A 25,553-nucleotide genomic window follows, 5' to 3' on the forward strand; every position below is an offset into this window, starting at 1 on the left:
TTATGGAACATTACCCGAACACGGGCAACTTTATTTGATCCGCGCCTGCAGGACGGCCAAGATCGCCACGCCGCCCGCGCAAAACGCCAGCGTCACGGCGACCATGGCGGGCAATCCGCCCAAGGCATAGGCGGCCACAAAGATCGGCGTGCCCGTGGTGGTACCCACATTGCCCAGCTGCGCAATGGCCCCCGTGGCCCGGGCGCGGTCCGTCAGGCTGGCGTTGAAGTGCGGGATGGTGGCAAAGCACGCCCCCGGGATCAGCCCCGCCGCCAGAAACAGGGCCAGCGCGGTCAGGGTGCCGGGGGCGGCCACCACGGCCACCATGGCAAGCCCCGTGGCGACAAAGCCCACGATGGACAGGTGGGTGGGGGCAGTGCGGCGCGCCAGCACCCCTGCCCCGAAGGTCCCAATCAGCGACACCAGCGGCAGGATCGCCGTCTTGATCGCCGAGAACCCAAGCGCGCCCGGCAGCACGGCAATCAGCGCGATGTACAGGATCGTGTAGAACACGAACCCCGCCCCCGCGATCACAAGGCGCGGGGTGGTGTAGATAGTGCGGTGCACCGCCCAGAAACCGGGCTGCGCCGTTGTCCCCGTGGGGACGGGTGCGATGCGCCGGGCGGTGATCAGGGCCATCACGGCCAGCCCTACCCCATGCAGTGCGAACACCAGCGGCAGGCCTCCGATGGCGAGGATCGGCGGAAAGATCACCGCGCAGATCGCAAGGCTGATCCCGAAAAAGCTGGCCCAGATGCCCATGACCACCGGGCGGTCGGCGTCGGTGGCAAAACCCGCCATCAGGGGCGGTGCCGCGACCACAAGGCCAAGGTGGGAAAACCCCTCGACCGCGCGGGTGGCGATCATGGCCCATGCGGGCAGGTTCAAGGCTTGCATCAGGGACATGGCCGCGCCCAGAACCATGGACCAGACCAGCACACGCACGACCCCTTGCCGCGCGATCCAGCCACCCGCCACAACACCGAACACTATCCCGACGAGGCCCACGACCGAGATGATGAAGGGCGCAATTGCCCCGTACCGGTCGGTCAGCGGGTCAAGGGTCAGCGTCAGCTTACCGAACTGAGCGGCGGCAAAAAGGCCCACCAGCAGGATCAGAAAGACGGCGGGCCAGTCGGTGCGGGGTTGGGCAGATTGGGTCATGGCGCTGGCTTAGACCTGTCCGCCCGACGTGCATAGGTCAGAAATGGCAAGGGGCGCGGGCGTCAGCCCGCGCCCCCCGTGGCGACGCATGAAATGCGGCGCAAAACCTACATGTGAATCACGCGGTCGTAAGCGTCCAGCACCGACTCGTGCATCATTTCCGACAGGGTCGGGTGTGGGAACACGGTTTCCATCAGGTCCTCTTCCGTGGTCTCCAACTTTTGGCCCACGACGTAGCCCTGGATCATCTCGGTGACCTCGGCCCCGATCATATGGGCGCCCAGCAGTTCCCCGGTTTTGGCGTCGAACACGGTTTTCACCAATCCCTCCGGCTCGCCCAGGGCGATGGCCTTGCCGTTGCCGATGAAGGGGAAGCGGCCGACCTTGATGTCGTATCCCAACTCTTTGGCCTTGGCCTCGGTATAACCCACAGAGGCGACCTGCGGATGGCAGTAGGTGCAGCCCGCGATGCTTTCGGGTTTGATCGGGTGGGCTTTGTTCGACCCTTTGATCAACTCCGCCACCATGACGCCCTCGTGGGACGCCTTGTGCGCCAGCCAAGGCGCGCCAGCGATGTCACCAATCGCGTACAGGCCATCAACGCCCGTGCGGCAGTATTCGTCTGTCACCACATGGGTGCGGTCGATCTTCACGCCCAGCTCTTCCAAACCCAGACCTTCGACGTTGCCCACGATCCCCACGGCAGAGATCACGGTGTCGAACTCCATTTTCTCGACCTTGCCCTTGGTCTCGATGTGGGCGGTCACGACACCCTTGCCCCGGTCCAGCTGTTTGACCATGGATTTCTCCATGATCTTCATGCCTTGCTTGGTAAAGGACTTCTTGGCGAAGGCGCTGATTTCGGCGTCTTCGACAGGCAACACGCGGTCCATGACCTCGACCACGGTCGTGTCGGCGCCAAGGGTGTTGTAGAAGCTGGCGAATTCGATGCCGATGGCGCCGGACCCGATCACCAGCAGCTTTTTGGGCATGCGCTTGGGCGTCAGGGCGGCCTTGTAGGTCCAGACCAGATCGCCATCCGCCTCCAGCCCCGGCAGTTCGCGGGCCCGTGCGCCCGTGGCCAGTACGATGGCCTTGGACGTCAACTCTTCGGTGCCCTTGTCGGTCTTGACGCTGACCTTGCCCTTAGCAGGGATTGTCGCCTCGCCCATCACCACGGTGACCTTGTTCTTTTTCAGCAGGTGGCCGATGCCGCCCGACAGCTGCCCCGCCACATCGCGGGAGCGTTTGACCACGGCGTCCAGATCGTAGCCGATGTTTTCCGCCTTCAGGCCGAAATCCTTGGCACGTTCCATCAAATGAAACACCTCGGAAGATCGCAGCATGGCCTTGGTCGGAATACAGCCCCAGTTCAGGCAGATGCCGCCCAAATGCTCCCGCTCTACCACGGCGACGTTCAGGCCCAGTTGGGCCCCCCGAATGGCGGCAACATAGCCGCCGGGACCCGCGCCGATTACGATCATATCATAGGATTTCGAAGACATCACTCACTCCGTGTCTGATTTAGTTTAGCCTTAAACCATTTCAGACACGGATTCGAGAAGCCCCTTGGTCACTGCGTCAAGCTGCCGCCTTTAGCGCCTCCACCACCGCGCCGTAGCCGCCTTGTTCCATGAACGTCTGCTCGGCCCCGGTGTCCGTGCGCCCCAGGGCCGCGTTGCGGAACGGAAAGCGGCCGAACTTGCGAATGATGTCCCGGTGGGCCTGCGCGTGTAGCAGGGTTTCGGGCGCATCCATCCGGCTGGCGATCAGGCGCACGGCCCGGTCCTGATCCACCAGACATTCGGAATGTTCCAGCGGCAGGTAAAAGAACTGACGCGCGGGGGCGTCGATCTGTTCGTCAAGCCCACGGTCGATGGATTTTTTGGCCACGGCCCGGGCCTTGTCGTCCGTGGCAAAGGCCTGGGCGTTCCCACGGAACATGTTGCGGGGGAATTGATCCAGCAGGATCAACAGGGCCAGCGCCCCGCGCGCCGTGGTGTCCCAAGCGTCATAGGCTCCGGCCTTCGCCGCCACCCACGCCGCGCCGAAGCGGTCTGTGATCCTGGTGTCCAGATCGGGACCGCCGGTGTACCACTGGTCCGGTCCGCATTCGTCCAGCCAAAAGGTCAGGACGTCATCAGGCGTCGTCATTGGGATGTCCTCCACACTTCTCCCGCTCTGGGTTAGCTTTGCCTGTTTTTTAAACACTGTCCAGCGCGGCGTTATACCCTAGGCCGCCGCGTCGTCAGGCTCTTCGCCCGCCTGCTCTTCCCACTCTTCGACAACAGCCTCCATGGTGACGGCGGTGGCGGCTGGGGTCATGGGGGTCATGGGCACCATTTCGTAATCGTCATCGTTCACGGGGATCGCCCGCTGGGTCATCCGGTATGCGGCGTAGGCCGACAGTGTCCCCAGAAGGACGGCGAGGAAGATAAAGAACCCCTCAGGCCCGATCACATCCATCATCACGCCCACGATCAGCGGCCCCACAATCGCCGCAGCCCCGTTGATGAACAGCAGCCGCGCCGAGGCGGAGGCCATGTCTTCGGGCGCAAGGTAGTCGTTGGTATAGGCCAGCACCAGCGCATACAGCGGGTTCGCCATGCCACCGATCATAAAGGCCGCCGCCAGCAATCCGTAGAACCCGCCAAGACCCGCAACCGCAGGCAAACACCCGAACGCCCCGGCAATCGAGACGTAGAAGATCAACTGCCGCCGATCCATGCGGTCGGACAGCCAGCCGATGGGCAATTGCAACAGCATCCCACCCGCGTAGATCGCCGACACGAACAGCGCGATCTGCCCCATGTCCAAGCCGATCAGCGCGCCGTAGACCGCCGCCATCCCGAACAGGGCCGAGAACATGCCCCCCAGCAGAAAGATGCCAACGCAGCCCAAGGGCGACACGGCATAGATCTCGCGGAACGACATGGGTTTGGTCGCCTCGAAGGGCGGCACCGGGCTGGCCGAAAGCAGGATCGGCGCAAAGGCGATGCTGACCAGAACGGACGGCAGGATGAACAGGATGAACCCGCCCGCGTCCCCAAAGGCAAAAATCGCCTGCGCCGTGACGATGCCGGCCATCTGGACGATCACGTAAAGCGACAGGGCCTGCCCGCGCGTCTCGTTCGTGGTGGCATTGTTCAGCCAGCTTTCGGCGGTGATGTAGACCCCGCAAAAGCAGAACCCCACAACCACCCGCAACGCCGTCCACGAGATCGGATCGACCAAGACCGGAAACAGGATCAACGCCGCCGAGATCAGGGACCCAAGGGCCGCAAAGACCCGCACGTGGCCCACGCGGCGGATCATCTCGGGCACCATCCGGCTGCCCAGCAAGAAGCCCGCGAAATAGGCGGACATGACGATGGACAGGACAGAAGTCGACATCCCCTCCAGCCCGCCGCGCACCCCCAGCAGCGTGCCCTGCAGGCCATTGCCCACCATCAGCAGCATCATGCCAAGCAGCAGCGCCCAAGTGTTGTTAAAAACGTTGATCATGGCCGCATCCAATCCGCCGGGGTTCCCCCTCGCATATGCCTTTGCACCGGGGATTCTATCCCAAGGGCGACTGTTTTATGCGCCCTTGTCGCTGGGCAACAAAAGGGAGGCATCCCCATACGAGAAGAACCGGTACTTTTCCGCCACCGCATGGGCATAGACCCGGTCCATCCGGTCCTTGCCCATCAGCGCGCTGACCAGCATCAAAAGGGTGGATTTCGGCAGGTGAAAGTTTGTCATCAACCCATCCGTCACCTGCCACTTGAACCCCGGATAGATAAAGATGTCGGTCCAATCGGCAAAGGGCTGCACCTGCCCGTCCTTGGCCGCGCTTTCGATCAGGCGCAGGGCGGTTGTCCCCACGGGGACAACACGGCCACCTGCCGCGCGGGTGGCGTTGATCTCGGCGGCGGCGCGCGCGGTCACTTCACCCCATTCGGCGTGCATCTTGTGGGTGGTGACGTCATCCACCTTGACCGGCAAAAAGGTGCCCGCGCCCACGTGCAGGGTGACTTCGGTAAACTCTACCCCCTGTCCCGCAGGGCCTGCAACAGGGGCGCGTCAAAATGCAAGGACGCGGTGGGCGCGGCAACGGCCCCCTTGTGACGCGCGAAAATCGTCTGATAGTCGTCGTGGTCCTGCGCATCCGCCGCGCGTTTGGCGGCGATGTAGGGCGGCAGGGGCATGGCCCCGGCCTGCGCCAGTGCCGCATCGAAATCGTCACCCGTCAGGTTGAACCGGATCGTCACGTCGCTGTCGCCGCGCGCCACCACCTGCGCCGTCAGGGCGTCGGAAAAGGTGATCGGATCCCCCGGGGCCAGTTTGCGCAAAGGTTTGGCCAAGGCGCGCCATGTCCCGTCCGCACCGGGGTCGGTCAGGGTCAGTTCCACCTTGGCCGTGACCGGGCCTTGGGCACTATCCCGGTGGCGCTGACCGAACAGGCGGGCGGGCAGAACCTTGGTGTTGTTCAGCACCAACCTGTCGCCCGGGCGCAGCCAACGGGTCAGGTCCGTAACGATCTGGTCGTGGATCGCATCCCCATCTGCCACCAGCAACCGGGCAGAGGATCTTGGCCGCGCGGGCCGCGTTGCAATCAGGCTTTCGGGCAGGTCGAAATCAAAGTCGTCAAGTTTCATGGCGCTCACTGGCTGGCGGTGGGTGGGGGGCGTCGGAAGATATCGCGAAACACCCCGGGCGTCAGGGCCGACAGGGGGTTCACGGAAATCTGCGGCGCATCCGCACTGCCAGATAGCCTGTAGTTCAGGCCAAACAAACCCTCATCTCGCCGCGCAAACAGACCGCCCAGCAAACCGTTGACGATGTAGAAGGGCGACACCACCCCCTGCAGGTCCAACTGCCGCGCGCCCAGATCGACCACACCGTCGGCGGTCAAACCGATGGAGGGACCAAGGGCCGAGGCCCGCAGGACGCGGATGTCCCCCGGGCGCAGCTCGAACGCGCCGCTGACGTCGTTGAAAACCAGCCCCTCGCCCGACAGCTGTTCAAGGATCCCCACGATAGAGGCCGCCTGCAAAAGCTGTGCCAAGGCGGGGGCGTTGACCACCCGCAGACCCTCGATCTGGACTGTGCCATCGTAGCGGCCCGGCCCCGGGCGCGGCATCAGGGTCAAATCCAGTGTGCCGCCACGGGCGTCCCGGAACGCCTTGATCGCGGACAGGACCGCGCCTGCATCGTTGGACAGAATGCGCACGGCAGTGCCCTGATCCGTGGGCAGCAGCGTCCCCCGGACCGCCGCCTGCCCGTTGACCCGGCCCGTGAACTGCCCGCCCATGCCGCCCGCGTCCGACAGCTCGGCGGTCAGTTGGTTCAGGACGATCCCTTCCGAGACGACCAGTCGGTCGAGGGCCAGCGTTACCGGGCCTGCGGTACCACCGCCCGACCCGTCCCCGCCCAGATTGGCGCGGCGCAGATCGACCGCACCCCCCGCCACGGCCACAGCCACGGGCCGACCCGGCCCCCGCCCGGTCAGGCGCACCGGCGCGTCCAGCCAACCGCCCAGGCGCACCCGGTCAAACCGTGCCACATCCAGATCGCCACCGGGGTTCAGCGTGATGCTGCCCGAAGCGGTCAGGCCCGGCACCTCGATCGACAGGCGCGGGATCTGCGCGGGGTTGGTCAGGATCACATCCAACGACAGCGCCCCGGTTTGTCCCGCCTGCTTGGTCAGGCCAAGACCGGGCGCGGAAAGGGTCAGCCCCGCCAGATCACTGTCCAGCGCCAGGGCTCCGGGCTGGCCCCGCGCCAGCGCCATGGCAAAGCGCAGGGGCGTGCTGCCGCCGATGGTGACTTGGCCGAGGTTGATGCCAAAGGTCTGCAACGCCTCGGGCGTGACCGTGGCCACCCCGGTCAATTTTGCGGGGGCCGCCCCTTCGCCCGGCGCGGTGATCGGCTGGCGCCAGTTGGCCCGCGCCGCGACCCCGTCCAGCGTGACGTCGCCGGTGATCTGCACCGCCGCCGGCGTCACGGACAGGTCCAACCTGCGCGCCCGCAAAGTCCGGTTCGGCACAAGGGAGTCGCTGGCCACGCCGGATAGAACGCCGGTGATGTGGTAAACCACGTCCTCGGGCGGGGGCTTTTTGATCAACGGCACCGTGACGCGGCCCTGCACCACCGCGCGGCCCGAGGCGAGGGTGGCGGGACGCTGGGCCTTATCCAGCAGAAAGAACGGCCGGTTATTCATCACGGTCAGAAGCGCGGGGATTGCCCCCGACACCCTTAGGTCCGCCACGCCAATGGCGGGGCGGGTGCCCACGTCCTGAATCGTGAAGACCGTACCGGCAAGATCCACGGGGCCGTGGCCCCCCGTCTGCACGACCGTGCCCTGATCCACGCGAAAGGTCAGCCGCGTGCCGTCCAACTGGGCCACGCCGCGCGCGTCCACCGCCGGGGGCAGGTAACGCATGAAGCGTACGGCGGCCTCCTCAAACTCGAAATGACCCGCAAGGCGCGGGGGGCTCCGGGCACCAAACGGACCGATGCGGCCACGTCCGTCACCCGGCCTGCATCGACAGACCGCATGACCCAAGCCCGTGTCTTGGGGATCGCCGCCGGGGGCCACAGGGATTTGACCCAAGGCACGGTGATATTCTGCGACGACAGGTCAATCCGGCCCGCCACCCCGGCATCCCCAAGGGCCACCTGCCCGCGCGCGGTCACCCCCTGCCCGTCATGGCCGATAAACGCCTGCCCGATTTCGACGTTGAACGGTGCGAGGGTCACGCGCCCCTCGAACAGGGCACTGTCAAACATCACCGGTTCGGCAAACAGGCCATCGGGGTCAAGCCGCAGGTCTGTGGCCGCCAACTGGGCCACGATGGGATCGGCAAGGCTTGGTCCCAACAGCGCCTGTCCCGCGACGGACAGGCTGAGGGTTTCGGAACTCAAGGTCGCGGATGTGATTGCGATCTGGCGGGCGGCGGGGTCAAAGGCCAGTTCTGCCCGCAGGCTGTCAAAGGCCGTGTGATCCACCCCCATGAGGCGCCCGGCCCCAAGACTGACCGAGGCCTCGACCCCTTCGATCCGGCCGTCTTGGGTGGCGGTGGCATTGACGGCGGCGGACAAGCGCGCCTCCAACAGGCCTGCGCGGCTGTCCGGACCCAGGACCGTGGCCAGTTCCGCCAAGGGCAGGCCAGAGACCTGCGCCTGCAAGGACGCGCCCTGCCCGATGCCGTGGGTCAGGGACAGGCGCGCCGTGGCGGGATCCTGGGTGGTAGAATAGCCGGGCATGTCCACGCCAAGCACGACCGAGATCTGGTCCGCCCGGCGAAACAGCGACAACCGGCCATCGCGCAACGCCAGACGCCGCCCGGTGCGCAGGTCGCTGTAAATCAGCTCCACGCCCGCGATCGTCGTGCTCGTCAGCTCGGCCAGCACAGGATCGAGCGCCAGCGCATCCAGCGCCGCCAAGGCCGCGCCCAGATCACGGGGCAGCGCGTTGAAGGCCTCTCCGTCCCCGGCAAAGGCCACGTCCAGCGTCCCATCCACAAGCCGCTGCACCCGCAGGCGCACCCCCGACAGCGCAAGGCTGCGCGGCACGACCTGCCCGCGCACCAAGGGCCGGGCGGCAAGGGTCAGCACCGCCTCGGACAGGCGCAGGGCCGGGCGGCCTTGGGCCGTCAGCAGGCGGCCATCCAGCACGTGCACCTCCAGGGCCAGGGTCTGGGCATCCACAGCCACGCCCGCCGCCGTCAGATCCACCCGACCGCGCGGGCCAAGGGCGGCGTTGGCCTGATCCTCGATCCACGACACGCTCCAATCGGGCAGCCGCACCGGCCCGTCAGAGGCCGCGATCACCAGCCCCCCAAGCGCGAAAACCGGCACGCAGATCACCGCCAGCAGCGCAAACACCGCCACGCGGCGCAAGCGGCCCTTGGGGCGCATGGGGTCGGGTTCAGTGGATGTCATCACGGCCAGCGCTGTTTGGGTTGCGGGGATGGGCGTCTGCCCTTTATTGTGACCTGCCCCGGACTAGGTTTCAAACCCTTAGAGCACACCAACCGCCATCGGCGACAAAGCGAGACTGACATATGCCCGACATTGGATCCCCCGCCCCCGATTTCACCCTGCCCCGCGATGGCGGCGAGACCGTCAGCCTGTCCGATCTGAAGGGCCAGAACGTGGTGCTGTATTTCTACCCGCGCGACGACACCTCCGGCTGCACCAAAGAGGCGATTGCCTTCACCGGGCTGACCGATGCGTTTGCCGCCGCCAACACTGTGATCTTCGGCATCTCCAAGGACACCGTCGCCAAGCACGAAAAGTTCGTGGCCAAGCATGATCTGGGCGTGCCCCTGCTGTCCGATGCGGATGGCACCATGTGCGAGGATTATGGCGTCTGGGTCGAGAAATCCATGTACGGCAAGACCTATATGGGGATCGAACGGGCCACCTATCTGGTGGATGCAGAGGGCAAGATCGCCGCCGTCTGGCGCAAGGTCAAAGTGCCCGGACACGCCGAAAAGGTCCTTGAGGCCGCGCAATCCCTATGAGCCAGCCTAAGACCCTGTGCGATATGGCGCTGGAGGTGCTGAGCACGGCGGACGGGCGCGCGAAAACCGCGCTTGCCCGGCGTCATGCGGCCACGTGGTTCGCGGCACGCAAGGCAGGGACACCGATCCCCGTTGGCCGCGCTGACCCACCGTTGCGCCCGGCACGCCCCGAGGCACCTGCGTTGCTGGACCCTCGCGACGTGCCCAAGCGCAAGCCCGGCACGCCCGAGGGGCGCCGCGCCCTGCTGCACGCCGTGGCCCATATCGAGTTGAACGCCGTGGACCTGCACTGGGACATCATCCCCCGGTTTGCGGGTACCCCCATGCCCCTTGGCTTCTACGACGATTGGGTCAAGGCAGGGGATGAAGAGGCCAAGCACTTCAACCTGATGGCCGACTGCCTTGAAGAAATTGGATCTTTCTATGGCGACCTGCCCGCCCACGCAGGCATGTGGCGCGCGGCCGAAGACACGGCGGGCGACTTCATGGGCCGCCTTGCCGTGGTGCCCATGGTCCTGGAAGCACGAGGGCTGGACGTGACCCCGGGCATGATCAAGGTGTTCCGACAGGCCAAGGCCGACAGCGCCGTCGCAGCCCTGGAGACGATCTATGCCGAAGAGGTCGCCCACGTAGCCTATGGATCCAAATGGTTCCACTACCTGTGCGGACGTCACGAGATGGACCCCAGGGACGCGTTTCACGATCTGGTGCGCCGCTACTTCCACAGCACCCTGCGCGGCCCCTTCAACGAAGAAAAGCGCGCCGAGGCGGGCATCCCCCGGATTTCTACTGGCCCCTGACCGAAGCCGCTTCGTAAGCACCGACTTACCGCAGGATCGGCGGGGTTTTGCCGGTCCTGTCATGCGCTGCGCTGCGGCGTGCACGACGCTTGCCCCACCCTGCGACTTCCGTCTAAAAGACGCAGACCCAAGGCAGGCCGTGCCCTGCCCAGACTTCGCGCAAAGGATCATCGCCCGTGAAACAGCGGATCACCGACCGGATCAATGCACGGCTGGAACGTTACCTGCCGGAACAACGCCTGTTTTTGAAGTCCGCAGAGGGCACGCGCTTTGTGCGGCTGCGCCCGTCCACGCAAGCGATTGCCCTGGTCGGATCGGCCCTGTTCGTGGGCTGGACCGTCATCGTGACCGCGTTTTTCCTGCTGGGCGCGATCAGCGCCGGATCTGCCCGGGACCAGGCGGCGCGGACCCAGGACCTCTACGAGGCCCGGATCAACGCCCTGTCCAGCGAACGCGACACCCGCGCCATGGAGGCCGAAAAGGCGCTGGAGCGGTTCTACGTGGCGCTGGATCAAGTCAGTCAGATGCAGGAAGAACTGCTCGCCTCCGAGGACCGCCGGCGGGAACTTGAGACCGGCATCGAGGTCATCCAGACCACCCTGCGCCGCACTATCAAGGAACGTGACGAGGCCCGCAATCGCGCGGACCTTCTGCTGGCGGAACTGGAAACCGCCACGGGCACGACCCAGACCGCATCGGGCCAAATGGCCGACGCCAAAGCCACCCTTGCCTTTCTGACAGACGCGCTGGACCAGACCGCCCTGACGCGGGACGAGGCCCGCACGGTCGCCGCCGCCGCCGAGGCCGACAAACAGCGTCTGGAACGTCAGGCGCAGTTGATGCAGGACCGCAACCGCCAGATCTTTGGCCAGATCGAAGAAGCGATGGATGTGGCGCTGAAACCGCTTGAAAAAGCGTTCACCGCCGCAGGCTTGCCCACGGATCGTATCTTGCAAGAGGTGCGCCGGGGCTACAACGGCATGGGCGGCCCCCTGACGCCCATCAGCTTTTCCACTCGGGGCGATCCCCTGCTGGACGAAGACACCGAACGCGCCAACGCCATCCTGCGCCGCATGCAAGAGGTGGACATCTACCGCGAGGCCGCCGAACGCGCGCCCCTGGGCTATCCGATCCGGGCCGCGCACCGCCAGACTTCGGGCTTTGGCCCCCGGTGGGGACGCATGCACAACGGCCTCGACTTTGCCGGTGCCCATGGCACCAACATCTATGCCACAGCCGACGGGGTGGTGAAAAAGGCGGGCTGGTCCTCGGGCTTTGGCAAACTGGTGATCATCGAACACGACTTCGGGTTCGAGACCTACTACGCCCACAACACCCGTCTGCGGGTGACACCGGGCCAAAGGGTCTCGCGCGGGCAACATATCAGTGATATGGGCTCGACCGGACGGTCCACCGGGACACACCTACACTACGAAATCCGGCGCAATGGGCGCCCTCTCAATCCGCAATCCTTCATCACAGCAGGTCGCAATGTTTTCTAAATCCAAAATCAACGAACCCGGTCCCAAAGCCGACGCCTCCACAGCACCGCCAAAACCCGCGATGCCTTCGGCCCAAACGGCCGCGCCGTCCAAGCCCGATCTGGGCGCAGGTGCCAGCGCCATGAAGCCCAAGGCCGCCCCGTCGGTCCTGTCCTCGGACCTGATGATCAAGGGCAACCTGAAATCCACCGGCGACATCCAGATCGAAGGTCAGGTCGAGGGCGACATCCACGCCCACCTTCTGACCGTGGGCGAAGGTGCCATCGTGCGCGGCGAAGTGGTTGCAGACGACGTGGTCGTCAATGGCCGGGTCATCGGTCGCGTGCGCGGCCTGAAGGTGCGCCTGACATCGACCGCGCGGGTCGAAGGGGACATCATCCACAAGACCATCGCCATCGAATCCGGTGCCCATTTCGAAGGCTCCGTGCAGCGTCAGGACGACCCCCTCGGCGGGGCCAAGCCAGCCGCCCGCAAACCGGCCCCGGCCCCCGCAGCCGACAAATCCTAAGTCGCCCTACAGTGACCGACAAGCGCGCCCTGCGGGGCGCGTTTTGCGTTCAGGGGTGCGAGAGCGCGCGCAGGTAGATGTGCCATGACGCGTGCCCCAGCACCGGCAGCACCACCAGCAGGCCCAGAAACCCGGGCAACATCGCCACAAACAGGCTGATGGCGACCACCGCGCCCCACCCCAGCATGACCGCCAGATTGCCCGCGACAGTGCGCCAGCTGACGATCATGGCCGTGACAAAGTCCAGCTCCTTGTCCAGCAGCAGGGGCAGGCTGATCACCGTGATCATGAACAGCACCGTGGCCAGGACACCGCCCACGGCGGACCCCACGGCCAGCATCGTGATCCCGTTCACCGTCCACAGATAGTCCAGCGAGGTTGACACATTCGTCATCACCTCTAGCCCCATGAACAGGGCGAACAGCATGTGCGCCAGAAAGTTCCAGAACAAAAAGAACACCAGCATCACCCATGCCATGGTAGGCAACTGGCGGTCCTTCTGGCGCAGGATCACGCCAAAGATCGCACCGGGCGACAGCGCCTCGCCGGTTTGGCGGCGGCGGGACACTTCGTACAGGCCCACGGCGGCAAAGGGCCCCAGCAGGGGAAAGCCCAGCGTGATCGGCAGCGCCCACCAGATCTGCCCCGTCACCGCAAGAAACACATACAGCCCCCAGCCCCCCGCCACGTAGAACGCCGCAAAGGCCAACCCATAGAGGGGGCCGCACGGAAATCCTGCCACCCGGCGCGGATCGACGCCTTGATGTCGGCTGCGCTCATGGTGTTCACGGTTGGTACGGGGGCGGCGGCAAGGGGGGCGGTCTGGTCAGGCGTATGGGTCATGGGTCGTCTCTCGGTCTGGTGCGATCAGGCTAGCCTGCGCGCCCCGCAAAGCCCAAGGGATTTCTTGCCACGGGCCCCAAAGGCCCCTACCCCGATGCCATGACGCGCCCTGTCCTTTTGTGCACCCTCGGCTCTCTGGGGGATTTATACCCTGTCATCGCCATGGCCGAGGCGCTGGAGGCGCGGGGCCAACCGACCCTGCTGGCCCTGGAGGCGCAGGACGCCGCCTTTGCCCGCGCGCGGGGCCTGAACGCCATCCCCTTCGGCCCGACCCGGGACCAAATCACCGCCCAATCCGGCCTGTCAGAGGTGGACATCGCCCGCATGGTGTTCCGCGACCCCTCGCTAGTCTTGAACCGGTTGATCCTGCCCAACCTAGGCGCGCTGACCCGGGACTTGATCCCCCATGCGCGCGAGGCGCGGGCGGTGTGTTCGACCCTGCTGGCCATGGCCGCGCCCTTGGCCGCAGAGGCGACGGATACGCCCTTCGCGCCGCTGTTGTTGCAGCCGATGCTGGCGCGCAGGCTGGACGCCCCCCGCGCGTTCCCGGCTTTGTGCCGCCCATGTTCGCCCAAACCCCAAAGGGGGCGCGGCTTGCGTGGAACCGGACGTGGTTCCGGGTGATCACGGCCGTGTTGCGCGCCCGGCACCTCGGGCCGATCAACCGTATCCGCGCGGACCTTGGGCTGCCCGCCCGCGACTTTGTCCCCCTGCTGGACCCGATCTCCGCTGCAACGGTGCAACTGGGCCTTTGGGACGCGGCCTTTGCCCCCCAGACGGCGGCCCACCCAGAGGTCACGGTCTGCGGGTTCCCAACCCCCGTGACCGAAACGGCACTGGACGCGGACCTTGCGGCCTTTCTGGATGCAGGACCGCCGCCCATGGTGGTGACACTTGGGTCTGCGGGGCACAGCCTGGCCGGGGCGGGGTTCTGGGCGGATGCCGTCGCCCTTGCCCGTCACGCCCATATGCGCGCAGTTCTGCTGGCGGGCCCCGAAGCCACGCCCACCGGGCCGGACATCCACGCCTGCGCCTTTGCCCCCCACACAGCCCTGTTCGCCCGCGCCGCCCTCGTGCTTCACCACGGGGGTATGGGAACGACCACGGCGGCCTTGCGCGCGGGCGTGCCGCAACTGATCCGCCCCTTGGGGGCCGATCAACCGGACAATGCCGCCTTGGTCGCTGATCTGGGCGCAGGCGTCCGCCTGCCGCGCCGGGTGAACAGCGCGAAGGCCCGCGCCCTGCTGACACAGGCCCTGGGTCTGGACGCACAGGCACGCAACACCGCGCATTTGTTCACGCAAGACGGCACGGACCGCGCCGCATGCACCCTGTTGGACACCCTCTCCGCCCACTGATGCAAGCGCCAGACAAAACATGGAATGCGGCGCAGCCGCGCCTTTGGGTCAGTCGTCGCCCGCGGCGTCCGCGCGGGATTTGCCTGCGACGTCGTTGGCAAGAACACTGGCCATCACACCGTTCAGATCCCCGTCCAGCACGCCGCCGGTGTCCGACGTCTCGAACCCCGTGCGCAGGTCCTTGACCATCTGGTAGGGTTGCAGGACGTAAGATCGGATCTGGTTGCCCCAGCCCGCGTCGCCCTTCGCCTCGTGGGCCGCGTTGATCGCCTCGTTCCGGCGGTCCAGCTCCATCTGGTAGAGCCGCGATTTCAGGGCCTTCATGGCGATGTCACGGTTCTGGTGCTGGGACTTTTCCGAACTGGTGGTCACGATCCCCGTGGGGATGTGGGTGATCCGCACCGCCGAATCCGTGGTGTTCACGTGCTGCCCGCCTGCGCCCGAGGACCGGTAGGTGTCGATGCGGATATCATTGGGCTGCACCTCGATGTCGATATTGTCGTCCACCACCGGATAGACCCAGACCGAACAAAACGACGTGTGCCGCCGCGCGCTGCTGTCATAGGGCGAGATGCGCACCAACCGGTGCACGCCGGATTCCGATTTCAGCCAACCGTAGGCGTTGTGGCCCGAAATCTTGTAGGCTGCGGACTTGATCCCCGCCTCTTCGCCCGGGGTCATGGATTGCAACTCCACCTCGTAGCCCTGCTTTTCCGCCCACCGCGTGTACATCCGCGCCAGCATACTGGCCCAGTCACAGGACTCGGTCCCCCCCGCGCCAGAGTTGATTTCAAGGAAGGTGTCGTTGCCATCGGCCTCACCGTTCAGCAGGGCCTCCAACTCCTTGGCGGCGGCGACATCCACGAGGTTGGCTATGGTCGCCTCGGCGTCGGCGATGACCTCGGCGTCGTCTTCCATTTCGCCCAACTCGATCAGCTCCAGACTGTCGTTCAGGTCCGTTTCCAACCCTTCCACACCCTTGATCGCATCGCCAAGGGCCTGCCGCTCGCGCATCAGTTTTTGCGCCCGGTCGGGATCGTTCCAAAGGGTGGGATCCTCGGTCATGGCGTTGAACTCTTCCATGCGGTGGGACGCAGTCTCCCAGTCCATCCGCTGTTTCAGCAGCTTGATGGATTTGCGGATCGCTTCGGCTTGGTTTTGAATTTCGGAACGCATGGACGGCCTCTAGATGTGTGCCGCCGTTCTAGCCCGCCCCCCGGCGGGGGGCAAGCGGACCTCTAGTACAACCCACCGGAACTGAGCGACCCGAAGGTGGCCCGTTCAGGCACAACCACGGTCCGACCCGTCGCTGTCGTGACCTCGCGGTCGCCGCCACCGCCCTCTTCCTCGCCACGGGCGTACAGCGGCAGGTCAGAGGCCATGCCGAACCCACCATCCACCGTGGCCAGCAGGCCGAACACAGGCTCTTCCCCGTCGCGGAAATACTCGGACACGACGTGATCGCCCGTGGCATTGTCCGGCAGGCGCGCCCCCGAGAAACGGTCGATCTTCACGAAATACCCGCCGCCGGGCACCTCGAAGGGGCCGGCGCCGTATTTCTTGATCGCCTCTTTCATGAACTCGTTGAACACGGGCCCGCACATCCCACCGCCCGAGGCACCGGGCCCAAGGGTGCGCGGCGTGTCGTGCCCGATGTAGCACCCAGCCGCGATGGAGGACGAAAAGCCCACGAACCACACGTCCTTGGCATCGTTGGTCGTACCGGTCTTGCCCGCAATCGGCACGGGCAGGTTGATGGTCTTGCGCGCGGTGCCCCGGTCCACGACCCCCTTCATCATCGAGGTCAGCTGGTAGGCCGTGACCGCATCCATCACCCGTTCGCGGTTGGTCGTGATCTGGGGCCCACGCCCGGGGTCAAGGCTGGCGTACCGGCAGTCCTCGCAGATCCGTTTGTCGTGGCGGAACACCGTGCGGCCATAGCGGTCCTGGATCCGATCCACCAGCGTCGGCTCCACCCGTTCCCCGCCGTTGGCGAACATCGCGTAAGAGGCGACCATCTGGTACAGCGTGGTTTCCTGACTGCCCAGGGAGTTGGCCAGCAGCGGTTCCATACTGTCGTAGACCCCGAAATCCTCGGCGTAGCGGGCGACGGTCTCCATGCCTACGTCCTGGGCCAGACGCACGGTCATCAGGTTCCGCGACCGCTCGATCCCCGTGCGCAGGGGCGATGGGCCGTAAAAGCGGTTCGAGGCGTTCTTGGGCCGCCAGATCTCTCCGCCCGAGCGGACCTCGATCGGTGCGTCGATCACGATGGTGGCGGGGGAATAGCCCGAATCGAGGGCGGCGGCATAGACAAACGGCTTGAAGCTGGAGCCCGGCTGCCGCGTCGCCTGGGTTGCGCGGTTGAACACCGAGTGTTGATAGCTAAAGCCGCCCTGCATCGCCAGAACCCGGCCCGTGTTCACGTCCATGGCCATGAAACCGCCCTGCACCTCGGGCACTTGGCGCAAGGACCAGCGGATCAGCTCTCCGGTATTGTCGTCGGTCATCTGACGCACATGGACCACGTCACCGGGGTTGAAATTGTCCACGAAGGACCCGCGCATCCATGCGATGTCGTTGCGGGGCACATCCACGGTGCCCGCGATGAACTCGACCCCCAAGGTCATGGATTGATCGCCCACATCCAGCACCACAGCGGCGTGCCACAGGGTGGGTTGAATGATATCGCGGGGCACATCGGCATCGGACAGCGCCTCGCGCCATTGGTCTTCGTCGCCCAGCAGGGCCGTGTCGATCACCTCGCCCGTGCCACGCCACACCCCTTGGTTGCGGTCATAGCTTTCCAACGCCCGGCGCAGGGCGATGGCGGCGATGTCCTGCATCTCGGGGTCCACGGTGGCGCGTACGGTGTAGCCGCCCGTAAAGAATGCCTCTTCCCCGAACTCGCGGGTGATCTGACGGCGGATTTCGTCGGTGAAGTAATCACGCGGCGGCAGGGCGGCCTTGAACGGCTGGAAATCGCCCGATTGCACCGTGCGCAGGGGCTCGCTGCGCGCCGCTTCAAATTCCGCCCGGGTGATGTAGCCGTTCTCGAACATCTCGCGCAGAACAAAGTTGCGGCGCGTCTCGGCCCGTTCACGCTGGCGCACGGGGTGATAGCGGGACGGCGCCTTGGGCAGCACCGCCAGATAGGCCGCCTCGCCGATGGTCAGCTCTGACAGGGTCTTGTTGAAATAGGTCTGCGCGGCGGCGGCCACGCCATAGCTGTTCTGGCCCAAAAAGATCTCGTTCAGGTACAGTTCCAGGATCTGTTCCTTGGACAGGGTTTCCTCGATCCGGCTGGCCAAGATGATCTCCTTGACCTTGCGTTCTGCGCTGCGATCCGAGGACAGCAGGAAGTTCTTCATCACCTGCTGCGTGATCGTCGAGGCCCCGCGCAGGTCTTCGCCCCGTGACCGCACCGCGTCGATGCCTGCGGCGACCATGCCCCGGGGGTCATAGCCCGCGTGGTTGTAGAAGTTCTTGTCCTCGGCCGAGATAAACGCCTGTTTCACCAGATCGGGAATTTCCTCGGCCGGGGCGAACAGGCGGCGTTCGCGGGCGAATTCATCCATCAACTGCCCCTCGCCCGAATAAATCCGGCTGATGGTGGGGGGCGCATAGGTGGCCAGCTGTTCGTGGTTGGGCAGGTCGCGTCCGTACATCCACAGGATCGCCCCCACGGTGACAGCAGCCCCGATGATGCCAAGGGTTACAAAGCTGAACAGGCCACCGATGGTGGACAGAAGGAATCGGATGATGAACAAGGTCGCGGCCTACCTAGGAAGAGGGTTGATGCCAACATAAGGGGTCCGGGCGCTTAGGTCAAAAGGCGACAGCACGCCTTTCGGCAAAGTCCCGCCCGCAAGCGCTATTGCCGCAACCGCGCCGCGATCTCGGCGTCCTGCAATGCCCAGCGTTGCAGGGCAATCACCACCCCGCGCGCGGCCTTGGCCCGCCACTCGGGGTTTTGCAGGTTGGCCAGATCCCGGGCGTCGGACATGAACCCCACCTCCAGCAGCACGCTGGGCACGTCCGGGGCCTTGAGCACCGCGAAGGCCGCTTCCAGCCGCGGGCGTTTGTGCAGCCGTCCGACCGCCTGCCCGATCCCGTCCACCAAGGCGTCTGCCAGCGCGGCAGAACGGGGGGCCACCTCGGCCCGGGCCAGATCCATCAAGATGCCTGCCACCTCGTCATCGTGGTTGTGCAGGTCCACGCCCAAGATCAGATCATCCCGCGACATGCGCTGCGCCAACAGGTCCGACGCCGCGTCCCCGTCCATGGGCGACAGGGTATAGACCGTCGCGCCCGAGGCCTGACCTTCGGCTATCGCATCCGCATGCAGGGAAATGAACACATCCGCCTGCGCCTCGCGGGCGATGGACATGCGCCGCAACAAGGGCACGAACACGTCCTCGTAACGGGTCAGCACCACGTGGAACCCGCCCGCGCGCAACAGCGCCTCTTCGACCTCGCGCGCGAAGGTCAGCATCTTGTCGGCCTCGCGGATGCCCTGACGCTCGGCGCCGGGATCAATGCCCCCGTGCCCCGGGTCCAGTACCACGATGATGTCGCGGTCCCCGGCTTGGCGGGGGCGTGTGGCCGGGGGGCCGTCTGCGTGGGCGCATCCACGACCGCAGGCGCCTGGGCCGCGAGGGCGGCGGCAAAGTCGGTGGCACTGGCCGCACGCAACGTCACGCGGATGGCAGCGGTCCCTTCGTTCGGATCGGTGGTCATGCCCGCCTGATCCACGGTGTAGGGCCCGTCCAGCACCGCCACCAGCCGGGACCACCCCGGGCGCAAACTGCCGAACCGCAGATCTGTCACCGCGTCCGAGCGGTTCAGGGCGGCGGCCTCTACGCCGCGCCAGTCAATTTCTCGAAAGTCCGCGATCAGGCGCGGCGGGTTGTCCGCAAGGCGCACGGACCACGGCACGGCTTGGGTCAGGGCCAGATCCAGCGTCACCCCCCACGCCGGTCCGACACCGAGGACGCGCCGGGATCAATCCGCGCCACGGCGCGAAACTCCTGCGCCGTGGCAGGGACGGACAGGGCCAACACAAGGGCGATCAGTGCGAATAAACGTGTCATACCCAACCCTAACGCCCCCTACCCGCGTGCCGCCATGAACCGTTCCAAACGGACCAAGCCTTCGCGGATATCCGCCGTGGACCGGGCGTAGGAAAAGCGCAAGGTGCCGTGCCCGCGCACGGGATCGAAATCAAGGCCCGGGGTCACGGCCACACCTGCCTTGTCCAAAATCTCGGCGGCGAAGGCACGGCTGTCGTCGGTCAAGTGGCTGACGTCGGCGTAGATGTAGAACGCCCCGTCGGGCGGCGCGATGCGGTCAAACCCTGCGCGCGGCAACCCCTCCAACATCAGACGGCGGTTCTCGGTGTAGACGTCGAGGTTCGCGGACAGTTCCGCCTCTGCGTCCAACGCCGCAAGGGCGGCGATCTGGCTGGCGTGGGGGGCGCAGATGAACATGTTCTGCGCCAGCCGTTCCACCGTGCGCACGTGATCCTGCGGCACCACCATCCAGCCCAGCCGCCACCCGGTCATGGAGAAATACTTGGAAAAGGAATTGATCACATAGACATCGTCGCTGACCTCAAGGGCGCTGACCGCCCGGCCCTCGTACTGGATGCCGTGGTAGATTTCGTCCGACACAAAGGACACGCCCTTGGCGTGACACGCCTCGATCAGCTCCGTAAGCGCGGGCTTACCCAGCATCGTGCCCGTAGGGTTCGACGGCGAGGCGACGATCAGACCCGCCATATCCGCCGTGATATCCCCCGCCTGCGGCTGGTACCGGGCGGCGGCGGTGGTCTCGATCCGGGTGGGCTGCAACGACAACGCCTTCAGGATCTGGCGATAGGACGGATAGCCCGGATCCCCCAACCCCACCTTGTCGCCCGCATCAAACAGCGCCGTGAAGGCAAGGATAAAGGCCGACGACGACCCGGCGGTGATCACCACCCGCCCCGGGTCCAGGTCCACCCCGTACCAATCCATGTACAGCTGTGCGATCCGCGCGCGAAGGGCGGGCAGGCCAAGGGCCACGGTATAGCCCATGGCATCGTCCCCCAACGCCTCGGCCAGGGCGGCGCGGGCGGCCATGGGGGCGCCGGTGCTGGGCTGGCCCACCTCCATGTGGATGATGCTGCGGCCCGTGGCCTCGGCCTGACGGGCGGCCTCCATCACATCCATCACGATAAAGGGATCCACTTCGGACCGGGTTGCACGTTTCATCCTAGGCTCCATACTGTTGCGTGTGGTGAACCAGCCCGGGGGACAAAGGTCAATGGCATGGATAAAGGGGCTGACACTGGCCTGCGCAAGCGCGCTTTGGCTGACGCTGGGGGCATGGGGCGCACAGGCGCAAACCGTGATCCGCGATGCGGAGATCGAACACGCCCTGTCCCGCGTCGCCCAGCCGGTGTTGCAGGCGGCGGGCCTGCCCGCCTCCACCCGCATCATCCTGATCCGCGACCGCCAGCCCAACGCCTTCGTGGTGGACCGGCGGTCGATCTATATCCACACCGGGCTGATTGACCTGCTGGACGATGCCGACCAACTGCAAGGCGTCATCGCCCACGAGGCGGCCCATATCGCCAACGGCCACCTGTCCCGGCGGGCGGCCAATGCGGGGGCAGCCAACACGGCCGCGGGCCTTGGCCTTGCGCTGGCGCTGATCGCCGGGGCCGCAGGCGGCGGGGGCGAGGCCGCCGTGGGCATCGCCGCAGGCACCCAAGGGGCCGCAGCCCGCGCCTTTTTGGCCCACACCCGCGCCGAAGAGGCCAGCGCCGATCAAAGTGCCCTGCGCTACATGACCAGCGCGGGCGTCGACCCCAACGCCATGGCCGAAGTCCTGCGCAAATTTGCGGGCCAAGCCGCCCTGTCGCGCGGCAGGCAAGACCCCTACATCCGCAGCCACCCCCTCAGCCGGGACCGCATCCGCGCCGTAGAGGCCTATGCCGCCGGTGTCACCCCGCGCACCGTCGACCGGCGCGCGGTGGAATACTGGTACGCCCGCGCCCGCGCCAAGCTGACCGCCTTTACCGCCAGCCCCAGCACCGTGATCCGGCGCGCCCGGGGCCGCGACGACGAATTGGGCCTGATGATGCAGGCCGTGGGCTATCACCGCCGCCCCGACGCCGACCGCGCCACACAGGCCCTGAACCGCCTGCTGGCTCTGCGCCCCAACGACCCCTTCTACCGAGAGTTGCGGGGCCAGATCCTATTGGAAAGCCGCCAGCCCGCCGCCGCCGTGCAGGCCTACCGCCAAGCGGCGCAATTGGCCCCCGGGAACCTCTGATCGCGGCGGGGCTGGGGCGCGCGCTGCTGGCCGCCAACCAGAATGCCGAGGCCCTGCGCGTGCTGTCCAACGCCCGCAGCCGCGCGCCCTCGGACCCCAACCTGCTGCGCGATCTGTCCATCGCCCACGCGCGGGCGGGGCAAAACGGGCTGGCCGCCGTGGCCAGTGCGGAACGGCTGGCGGTGCTGGGCAAGTTGGAGGATGCGGGCAAGCTGGCGCAGCGCGCCATGGGGCTGCTGCCGCGCGGATCGCGGGGCTGGCTGCGGGCGGAGGATGTGTCCGCCGCCGCAGAGCGCGCCGCCCGCCGCTAGATCGGCAGGCCACAGGGCGGCCACACCCAAGAGACAGGCACGAAAAAGGGCGCCGCAGGGGCGCCCTTTCCGTGTCACCTGATGCGAGGGTTAGCCCCGGGACCACCACCCACGCCGCTTGGGCTTGGTGGGTTCGGGGTCCGGCGTAGGCTCGGACGTGGCGTCAGCTTCGGCCACCTCCGCCACAGGCTCCGGTGCGGGCTCCGGTGTCGCTTCAGGCGCGGAGTCCGGCTCTGCGGGGGCCGCTTCGGCCTCTGGTTCCTCAGCCTCTGGTTCCACAGTCTTTGAGTCCACAGTCTTTGAGTCCACGGGCGCGTCCTTGGGCGCTTCGGCTTCCGGCTCTGCGGGTGTGTCCACCACCGGGGCCGGGGCCTTGGCGCGCGCGCGGCGCTTTTCTTGGGCGCTTCCGCAGGGGCCTCTTCCTTGACCTCGGCTACAGGCTCCGCTGCTTTTGCAGGCTCGGCCTCGGGATTGGCCTCCTCGGGCTTGGACTCTTCGGTCTTGACCTCATTTGACCCGGATTCGTCGGTCTTGGCTCCCTCCGACGGGGCCTCCTCGGTCTTGGCCTCATCGGACTTCTTGCGACCGCGCCCACCGCGGCTGCGGCGTCGTTTCTTGGGCTTCTCTTCGTCGCCCTCGGAAGCAGGCGTCTCGGCCTTGTCATCAGAGGCAGCCTCGCCGCCCTCGTCATTCCCATCGCCGTTCGACTCGCCGTTCGATTCCTCGCTCTGATCATCGGACTTGCGCCGGCGGGACCGGCGGCGGCGGCGCTTCTTGGGCTTGTCCTCGCCCTCGGTGTCCGGTGTCGCTTCGGCGTCCCCCTTGGACGCGTCTTCGACGACCTCGGCCTCTTCGACGAAATCCTCATCATCCTCGATGTAGGGGCTGTCCATGGACACCACCTCGGCGCTGGCCTTGGGGATCACGCGGGTGGCGGTTTTGGATTTCTCCATCTCGTAATCCGGGGCCACCAGATGGGGGTCCACCACGATGCGCACGGCCATGCCGTACCGCTGCTCGATCATCGCCAGATGCTCGCGCTTGTCGTTCATGATGTAATTGGCCACATCCACGGGCAGTTTCAGCGTCACCTCGCGGGTCCGCTTGCGCACGCCCTCTTCCTCCAGCGCCCGCAGGATCTGCAACGCCAGACTGTCGTCGGACCGGATCAACCCCGTGCCATGGCACGCCGGGCACGGCTGGGTCGTCGCCTCGATCATGCCCGGGCGCAGGCGCTGGCGCGACATCTCCATCAGGCCAAAGCCCGAGATGCGCCCCACCTGGATCCGCGCACGGTCCGATTTCAGCGCGTCCTTCATGCGCTTTTCCACGGCGGCGTTGTTGCGGCGTTCGTCCATGTCGATGAAGTCGATCACGATCAGGCCCGCAAGGTCACGCAGACGCAGCTGGCGCGCCACCTCGTCGGCGGCCTCCAGATTGGTCTTGGTGGCGGTCTCCTCGATGGACCCTTCCTTGGTCGCCTTGCCGGAGTTGACGTCGATCGCCACCAGCGCCTCGGTCACGCCGATCACGATGTAGCCGCCGGATTTCAGCTGCACCGTCGGGTTGAACATGGCCGTCAGGTACGACTCGACCTGATACTTGGCGAACATCGGCATCGGGTCGGTGTGGCGTTTCACGTTCTTGGCGTGGGACGGCATGATCATCTTCATGAAGTCCTTGGCCTCGCGGTAGCCCGCCTCGCCGTCCACGATCACCTCGTCAATCTCTTTGGAATAGAGGTCGCGGATCGAGCGGCGGATCAAATTGCCCTCTTCATAGATCGGCGCGGGTGCGATGGATTTCAGGGTCAGAGTGCGGATCGATTCCCACTGGCGTTGCAGGTATTCGTAGTCGCGCTTGATCTCGGTCTTGGTGCGCTTGGCCCCCGCCGTGCGAATGATCAGACCGGCGCCCCGTGGCACGTCGATCTCGTTCGCGATTTCCTTCAGCTTCTTGCGGTCGGTGGCTTGGGTGATCTTGCGGCTGATCCCGCCCCCGCGCGCGGTGTTGGGCATCAACACGCAGTAGCGGCCCGCGAGGGACAGATAGGTGGTCAGGGCCGCGCCCTTGTTGCCACGCTCTTCCTTGACGACCTGCACCAGCATCACCTGGCGGACTTTCACCACCTCTTGGATCTTGTAGCGCCGGGCGCGGGGCTTGCGGGCCGGGCGCACCTCTTCGATGTCGTCGTCATCGGCGACGGTTTCGACGTCCTTGTCCTTGTCCGACGCGCTGGAGCGGCGGCGGGAGCGTTTTGGCTTGTCCTCGACCACCTCCACGGCCTCGGCGGGTTCTGCTTCGGCCTCGGCTTGCGCGGGGGCGTCCACCACTTCCATGCCGGGGATATCGGCGGGCTCTGCGGCTGGTTCTGGGGCGGGGTCTGCGACCACGTCACCCTCGGGGGCGGCGTCATCGGCGGCGGCGTCCTCGGGCTCGTCCGAAATGACGGCGTCTTCCAGACCCGCAGCCTCGGCGATGGTGTCGGGGGTGTCACCGTCCTGCGCCGGAGTGTCCTTGAGTGTGTCCTTGGATGTGTCCGTGGAAGGGGCGTCCTGCGCCGCGTCCGCCTCCGCAGCAGCAGGCTCGGCAGGGGCATCGTCGGCCTTGGGCGCATCTTGCGCAGCCGCGTCGGCCTCGGCAGTCGCGTCGGCCTCGGCAGTCGGGTCGGTCTCGGTCCCCTCCTCGGCCTTCTTGGACCGCGCGCGGGTGCGGCGGGCCCGTTTGGGCTTGGGTGCGGGTTCGTCCTCTTCCGCCTCAGCCGCGGCCTCGGCCAGTTCCTCGGCCAGGATCGCATCCCGATCCGCCTTGGGGATCTGGTAATAATCCGGGTGAATTTCCGAAAACGCCAGGAACCCGTGGCGGTTGCCGCCGTAGTCCACAAAGGCCGCCTGCAACGACGGTTCGACCCGGGTCACCTTGGCGAGGTAGATATTGCCAGCAAGCTGGCGTTTGTTCATGGATTCAAAGTCGAACTCTTCAACTTTGTTGCCGTCTGCCACGACCACACGGGTTTCTTCCGCGTGAGTCGCGTCGATAAGCATCTTTTTGGGCATTGTATCTTTCTGCACGGCAACCGTCCCGCCCTCCCGGTGGCCAAAGTCCAAGGAGCTTGGCCGCAGGGGGTGAACAGGATCGGGTGGCGTGTCTGGCTGGGGCGTGCGCGCGGGTCACACGTGCCAAGCCCACGCGGTCGTGCCGCCGTGCCTGCCGTGTGGTTTCTGCCTCGCGTTG

Annotated in this window: 20 protein-coding genes and 3 pseudogenes; 8 read left to right on the forward strand and 15 right to left on the reverse strand. The window is 66.1% G+C overall.

Translation table 11 applies throughout. The features are described from left to right. Nucleotides 1-30 precede the first annotated feature (30 nt). The 7 genes and pseudogenes from ACZ1G0_RS10625 to ACZ1G0_RS10655 all read right to left on the reverse strand — a co-directional run bounded on the left by ACZ1G0_RS10625 (nucleotide 31) and on the right by ACZ1G0_RS10655 (nucleotide 9,093). The gene (locus tag ACZ1G0_RS10625; protein ID WP_472736914.1) at nucleotides 31-1,164 is read right to left on the reverse strand and encodes an MFS transporter; all 1,134 of its coding nucleotides are present in this window, start codon (nucleotides 1,162-1,164) and stop codon (nucleotides 31-33) included. 107 nt (nucleotides 1,165-1,271) lie between these two features. After that, nucleotides 1,272-2,669: a dihydrolipoyl dehydrogenase gene (gene lpdA, locus ACZ1G0_RS10630; protein WP_472736915.1), complete on the reverse strand. Its 1,398-nt coding sequence runs from the start codon at nucleotides 2,667-2,669 to the stop codon at nucleotides 1,272-1,274. Nucleotides 2,670-2,745: 76 nt separating this feature from the next. Further along, entirely contained in the window at nucleotides 2,746-3,318 is a 573-nt protein-coding gene (locus ACZ1G0_RS10635) for a DUF924 family protein (RefSeq protein WP_472736916.1), read from the reverse strand. A 78-nt stretch (nucleotides 3,319-3,396) separates the two neighbouring features. Further along, on the reverse strand, nucleotides 3,397-4,668 hold the full coding sequence (locus tag ACZ1G0_RS10640; RefSeq protein WP_472736917.1) for an MFS transporter: 1,272 nt from the start codon (nucleotides 4,666-4,668) through the stop codon (nucleotides 3,397-3,399). Between the two features lie 75 nt (nucleotides 4,669-4,743). Continuing rightward, a pseudogene (gene queA / locus ACZ1G0_RS10645) lies at nucleotides 4,744-5,804 on the reverse strand (tRNA preQ1(34) S-adenosylmethionine ribosyltransferase-isomerase QueA). 5 nt (nucleotides 5,805-5,809) lie between these two features. After that, entirely contained in the window at nucleotides 5,810-7,591 is a 1,782-nt protein-coding gene (locus tag ACZ1G0_RS10650) for a hypothetical protein (RefSeq protein WP_472736918.1), read from the reverse strand. Continuing rightward, nucleotides 7,528-9,093, reverse strand: a complete 1,566-nt coding sequence (locus ACZ1G0_RS10655) for a hypothetical protein (protein WP_472736919.1) — start codon at nucleotides 9,091-9,093, stop codon at nucleotides 7,528-7,530. The genes ACZ1G0_RS10650 and ACZ1G0_RS10655 overlap by 64 nt, the downstream gene beginning before the upstream one ends. Before the next feature lie 122 nt (nucleotides 9,094-9,215). Here ACZ1G0_RS10655 and bcp point away from each other — a divergent pair, with 122 nt between their 5' ends. From bcp to ACZ1G0_RS10675, 4 genes and pseudogenes are all read left to right on the forward strand, one after another. Then, nucleotides 9,216-9,677 carry a thioredoxin-dependent thiol peroxidase gene (gene bcp / locus ACZ1G0_RS10660; protein WP_472736920.1) on the forward strand — a complete coding sequence of 154 codons (462 nt, stop codon included), beginning with the start codon at nucleotides 9,216-9,218 and terminating at the stop codon, nucleotides 9,675-9,677. A 23-nt stretch (nucleotides 9,678-9,700) separates the two neighbouring features. Beyond that, nucleotides 9,701-10,494 (forward strand): annotated as a pseudogene (locus ACZ1G0_RS10665) (ferritin-like domain-containing protein). Between the two features lie 159 nt (nucleotides 10,495-10,653). Then, nucleotides 10,654-11,979 carry a DUF5930 domain-containing protein gene (locus tag ACZ1G0_RS10670; protein WP_472736921.1) on the forward strand — a complete coding sequence of 442 codons (1,326 nt, stop codon included), beginning with the start codon at nucleotides 10,654-10,656 and terminating at the stop codon, nucleotides 11,977-11,979. Next, nucleotides 11,969-12,487 (forward strand): bactofilin family protein, encoded by a 519-nt coding sequence (locus ACZ1G0_RS10675; protein WP_472736922.1) that lies wholly within the window; start codon nucleotides 11,969-11,971, stop codon nucleotides 12,485-12,487. Before ACZ1G0_RS10670 ends, ACZ1G0_RS10675 begins: the two co-directional genes overlap by 11 nt. A gap of 49 nt (nucleotides 12,488-12,536) precedes the next feature. Here the strand turns inward: ACZ1G0_RS10675 and ACZ1G0_RS10680 are convergent. Further along, nucleotides 12,537-13,330, reverse strand: a pseudogene (locus ACZ1G0_RS10680) (DUF2189 domain-containing protein). Nucleotides 13,331-13,429: 99 nt separating this feature from the next. Between ACZ1G0_RS10680 and ACZ1G0_RS10685 the strand changes: the two are divergent. Continuing rightward, nucleotides 13,430-13,954, forward strand: coding sequence for a hypothetical protein (locus ACZ1G0_RS10685; RefSeq protein WP_472736923.1), 525 nt, complete (start codon nucleotides 13,430-13,432; stop codon nucleotides 13,952-13,954). Next, nucleotides 13,894-14,688, forward strand: a complete 795-nt coding sequence (locus ACZ1G0_RS10690) for a glycosyltransferase (RefSeq protein ID WP_472736924.1) — start codon at nucleotides 13,894-13,896, stop codon at nucleotides 14,686-14,688. The genes ACZ1G0_RS10685 and ACZ1G0_RS10690 overlap by 61 nt, the downstream gene beginning before the upstream one ends. A 48-nt stretch (nucleotides 14,689-14,736) precedes the next feature. On the opposite strand, the gene prfB is transcribed toward ACZ1G0_RS10690, so the two are convergent. The 6 genes from prfB to ACZ1G0_RS10720 form a co-directional block, all read right to left on the reverse strand. Next, the gene (gene prfB / locus ACZ1G0_RS10695; protein ID WP_472736925.1) at nucleotides 14,737-15,864 is read right to left on the reverse strand and encodes a peptide chain release factor 2; all 1,128 of its coding nucleotides are present in this window, start codon (nucleotides 15,862-15,864) and stop codon (nucleotides 14,737-14,739) included. Between the two features lie 62 nt (nucleotides 15,865-15,926). Further along, the gene (locus ACZ1G0_RS10700; protein WP_472737797.1) at nucleotides 15,927-18,452 is read right to left on the reverse strand and encodes a penicillin-binding protein 1A; all 2,526 of its coding nucleotides are present in this window, start codon (nucleotides 18,450-18,452) and stop codon (nucleotides 15,927-15,929) included. Between the two features lie 110 nt (nucleotides 18,453-18,562). After that, nucleotides 18,563-19,255, reverse strand: a complete 693-nt coding sequence (locus ACZ1G0_RS10705) for an N-acetylmuramoyl-L-alanine amidase family protein (RefSeq protein WP_472736926.1) — start codon at nucleotides 19,253-19,255, stop codon at nucleotides 18,563-18,565. After that, complete coding sequence (locus tag ACZ1G0_RS10710) at nucleotides 19,177-19,656, reverse strand: hypothetical protein (RefSeq protein WP_472736927.1); 480 nt, start codon at nucleotides 19,654-19,656, stop codon at nucleotides 19,177-19,179. Before ACZ1G0_RS10710 ends, ACZ1G0_RS10705 begins: the two co-directional genes overlap by 79 nt. Continuing rightward, nucleotides 19,653-19,781, reverse strand: a complete 129-nt coding sequence (locus ACZ1G0_RS10715; protein ID WP_472736928.1) for a hypothetical protein — start codon at nucleotides 19,779-19,781, stop codon at nucleotides 19,653-19,655. Before ACZ1G0_RS10715 ends, ACZ1G0_RS10710 begins: the two co-directional genes overlap by 4 nt. An 18-nt stretch (nucleotides 19,782-19,799) precedes the next feature. After that, nucleotides 19,800-20,942, reverse strand: coding sequence for a pyridoxal phosphate-dependent aminotransferase (locus ACZ1G0_RS10720; protein ID WP_472736929.1), 1,143 nt, complete (start codon nucleotides 20,940-20,942; stop codon nucleotides 19,800-19,802). Between the two features lie 52 nt (nucleotides 20,943-20,994). Here ACZ1G0_RS10720 and ACZ1G0_RS10725 point away from each other — a divergent pair, with 52 nt between their 5' ends. Both ACZ1G0_RS10725 and ACZ1G0_RS10730 read left to right on the forward strand, forming a co-directional pair. Continuing rightward, a complete protein-coding gene (locus tag ACZ1G0_RS10725; protein WP_472736930.1) occupies nucleotides 20,995-22,008 on the forward strand; it encodes a M48 family metalloprotease in 1,014 nt (337 codons plus the stop codon). Between the two features lie 59 nt (nucleotides 22,009-22,067). Beyond that, nucleotides 22,068-22,319, forward strand: a complete 252-nt coding sequence (locus ACZ1G0_RS10730) for a hypothetical protein (RefSeq protein WP_472736931.1) — start codon at nucleotides 22,068-22,070, stop codon at nucleotides 22,317-22,319. A gap of 74 nt (nucleotides 22,320-22,393) precedes the next feature. Here the strand turns inward: ACZ1G0_RS10730 and ACZ1G0_RS10735 are convergent, their stop codons facing one another. Next, nucleotides 22,394-25,375 (reverse strand): Rne/Rng family ribonuclease, encoded by a 2,982-nt coding sequence (locus ACZ1G0_RS10735; protein ID WP_472736932.1) that lies wholly within the window; start codon nucleotides 25,373-25,375, stop codon nucleotides 22,394-22,396. Nucleotides 25,376-25,553 lie beyond the last annotated feature (178 nt).

Source organism: Thalassobacter sp. HA4-2 (assembly GCF_055693705.1).

Coding starts and splice junctions, on each gene's coding strand:
- ACZ1G0_RS10625 (WP_472736914.1), bottom strand. CDS start 1,164: ATGACCCAATCTGCCCAACCCCGCACCGACTGGCCCGCCGTCTTTCTG.
- lpdA (WP_472736915.1), bottom strand. CDS start 2,669: ATGTCTTCGAAATCCTATGATATGATCGTAATCGGCGCGGGTCCCGGC.
- ACZ1G0_RS10685 (WP_472736923.1), top strand. CDS start 13,430: ATGACGCGCCCTGTCCTTTTGTGCACCCTCGGCTCTCTGGGGGATTTA.
- ACZ1G0_RS10655 (WP_472736919.1), bottom strand. CDS start 9,093: ATGACATCCACTGAACCCGACCCCATGCGCCCCAAGGGCCGCTTGCGC.
- prfB (WP_472736925.1), bottom strand. CDS start 15,864: ATGCGTTCCGAAATTCAAAACCAAGCCGAAGCGATCCGCAAATCCATC.
- ACZ1G0_RS10690 (WP_472736924.1), top strand. CDS start 13,894: ATGTTCGCCCAAACCCCAAAGGGGGCGCGGCTTGCGTGGAACCGGACG.
- ACZ1G0_RS10725 (WP_472736930.1), top strand. CDS start 20,995: ATGGCATGGATAAAGGGGCTGACACTGGCCTGCGCAAGCGCGCTTTGG.
- ACZ1G0_RS10635 (WP_472736916.1), bottom strand. CDS start 3,318: ATGACGACGCCTGATGACGTCCTGACCTTTTGGCTGGACGAATGCGGA.
- ACZ1G0_RS10640 (WP_472736917.1), bottom strand. CDS start 4,668: ATGATCAACGTTTTTAACAACACTTGGGCGCTGCTGCTTGGCATGATG.
- ACZ1G0_RS10720 (WP_472736929.1), bottom strand. CDS start 20,942: ATGAAACGTGCAACCCGGTCCGAAGTGGATCCCTTTATCGTGATGGAT.
- ACZ1G0_RS10675 (WP_472736922.1), top strand. CDS start 11,969: ATGTTTTCTAAATCCAAAATCAACGAACCCGGTCCCAAAGCCGACGCC.
- ACZ1G0_RS10715 (WP_472736928.1), bottom strand. CDS start 19,781: ATGACACGTTTATTCGCACTGATCGCCCTTGTGTTGGCCCTGTCCGTC.
- bcp (WP_472736920.1), top strand. CDS start 9,216: ATGCCCGACATTGGATCCCCCGCCCCCGATTTCACCCTGCCCCGCGAT.
- ACZ1G0_RS10735 (WP_472736932.1), bottom strand. CDS start 25,375: ATGCCCAAAAAGATGCTTATCGACGCGACTCACGCGGAAGAAACCCGT.
- ACZ1G0_RS10650 (WP_472736918.1), bottom strand. CDS start 7,591: ATGCGTTACCTGCCCCCGGCGGTGGACGCGCGCGGCGTGGCCCAGTTG.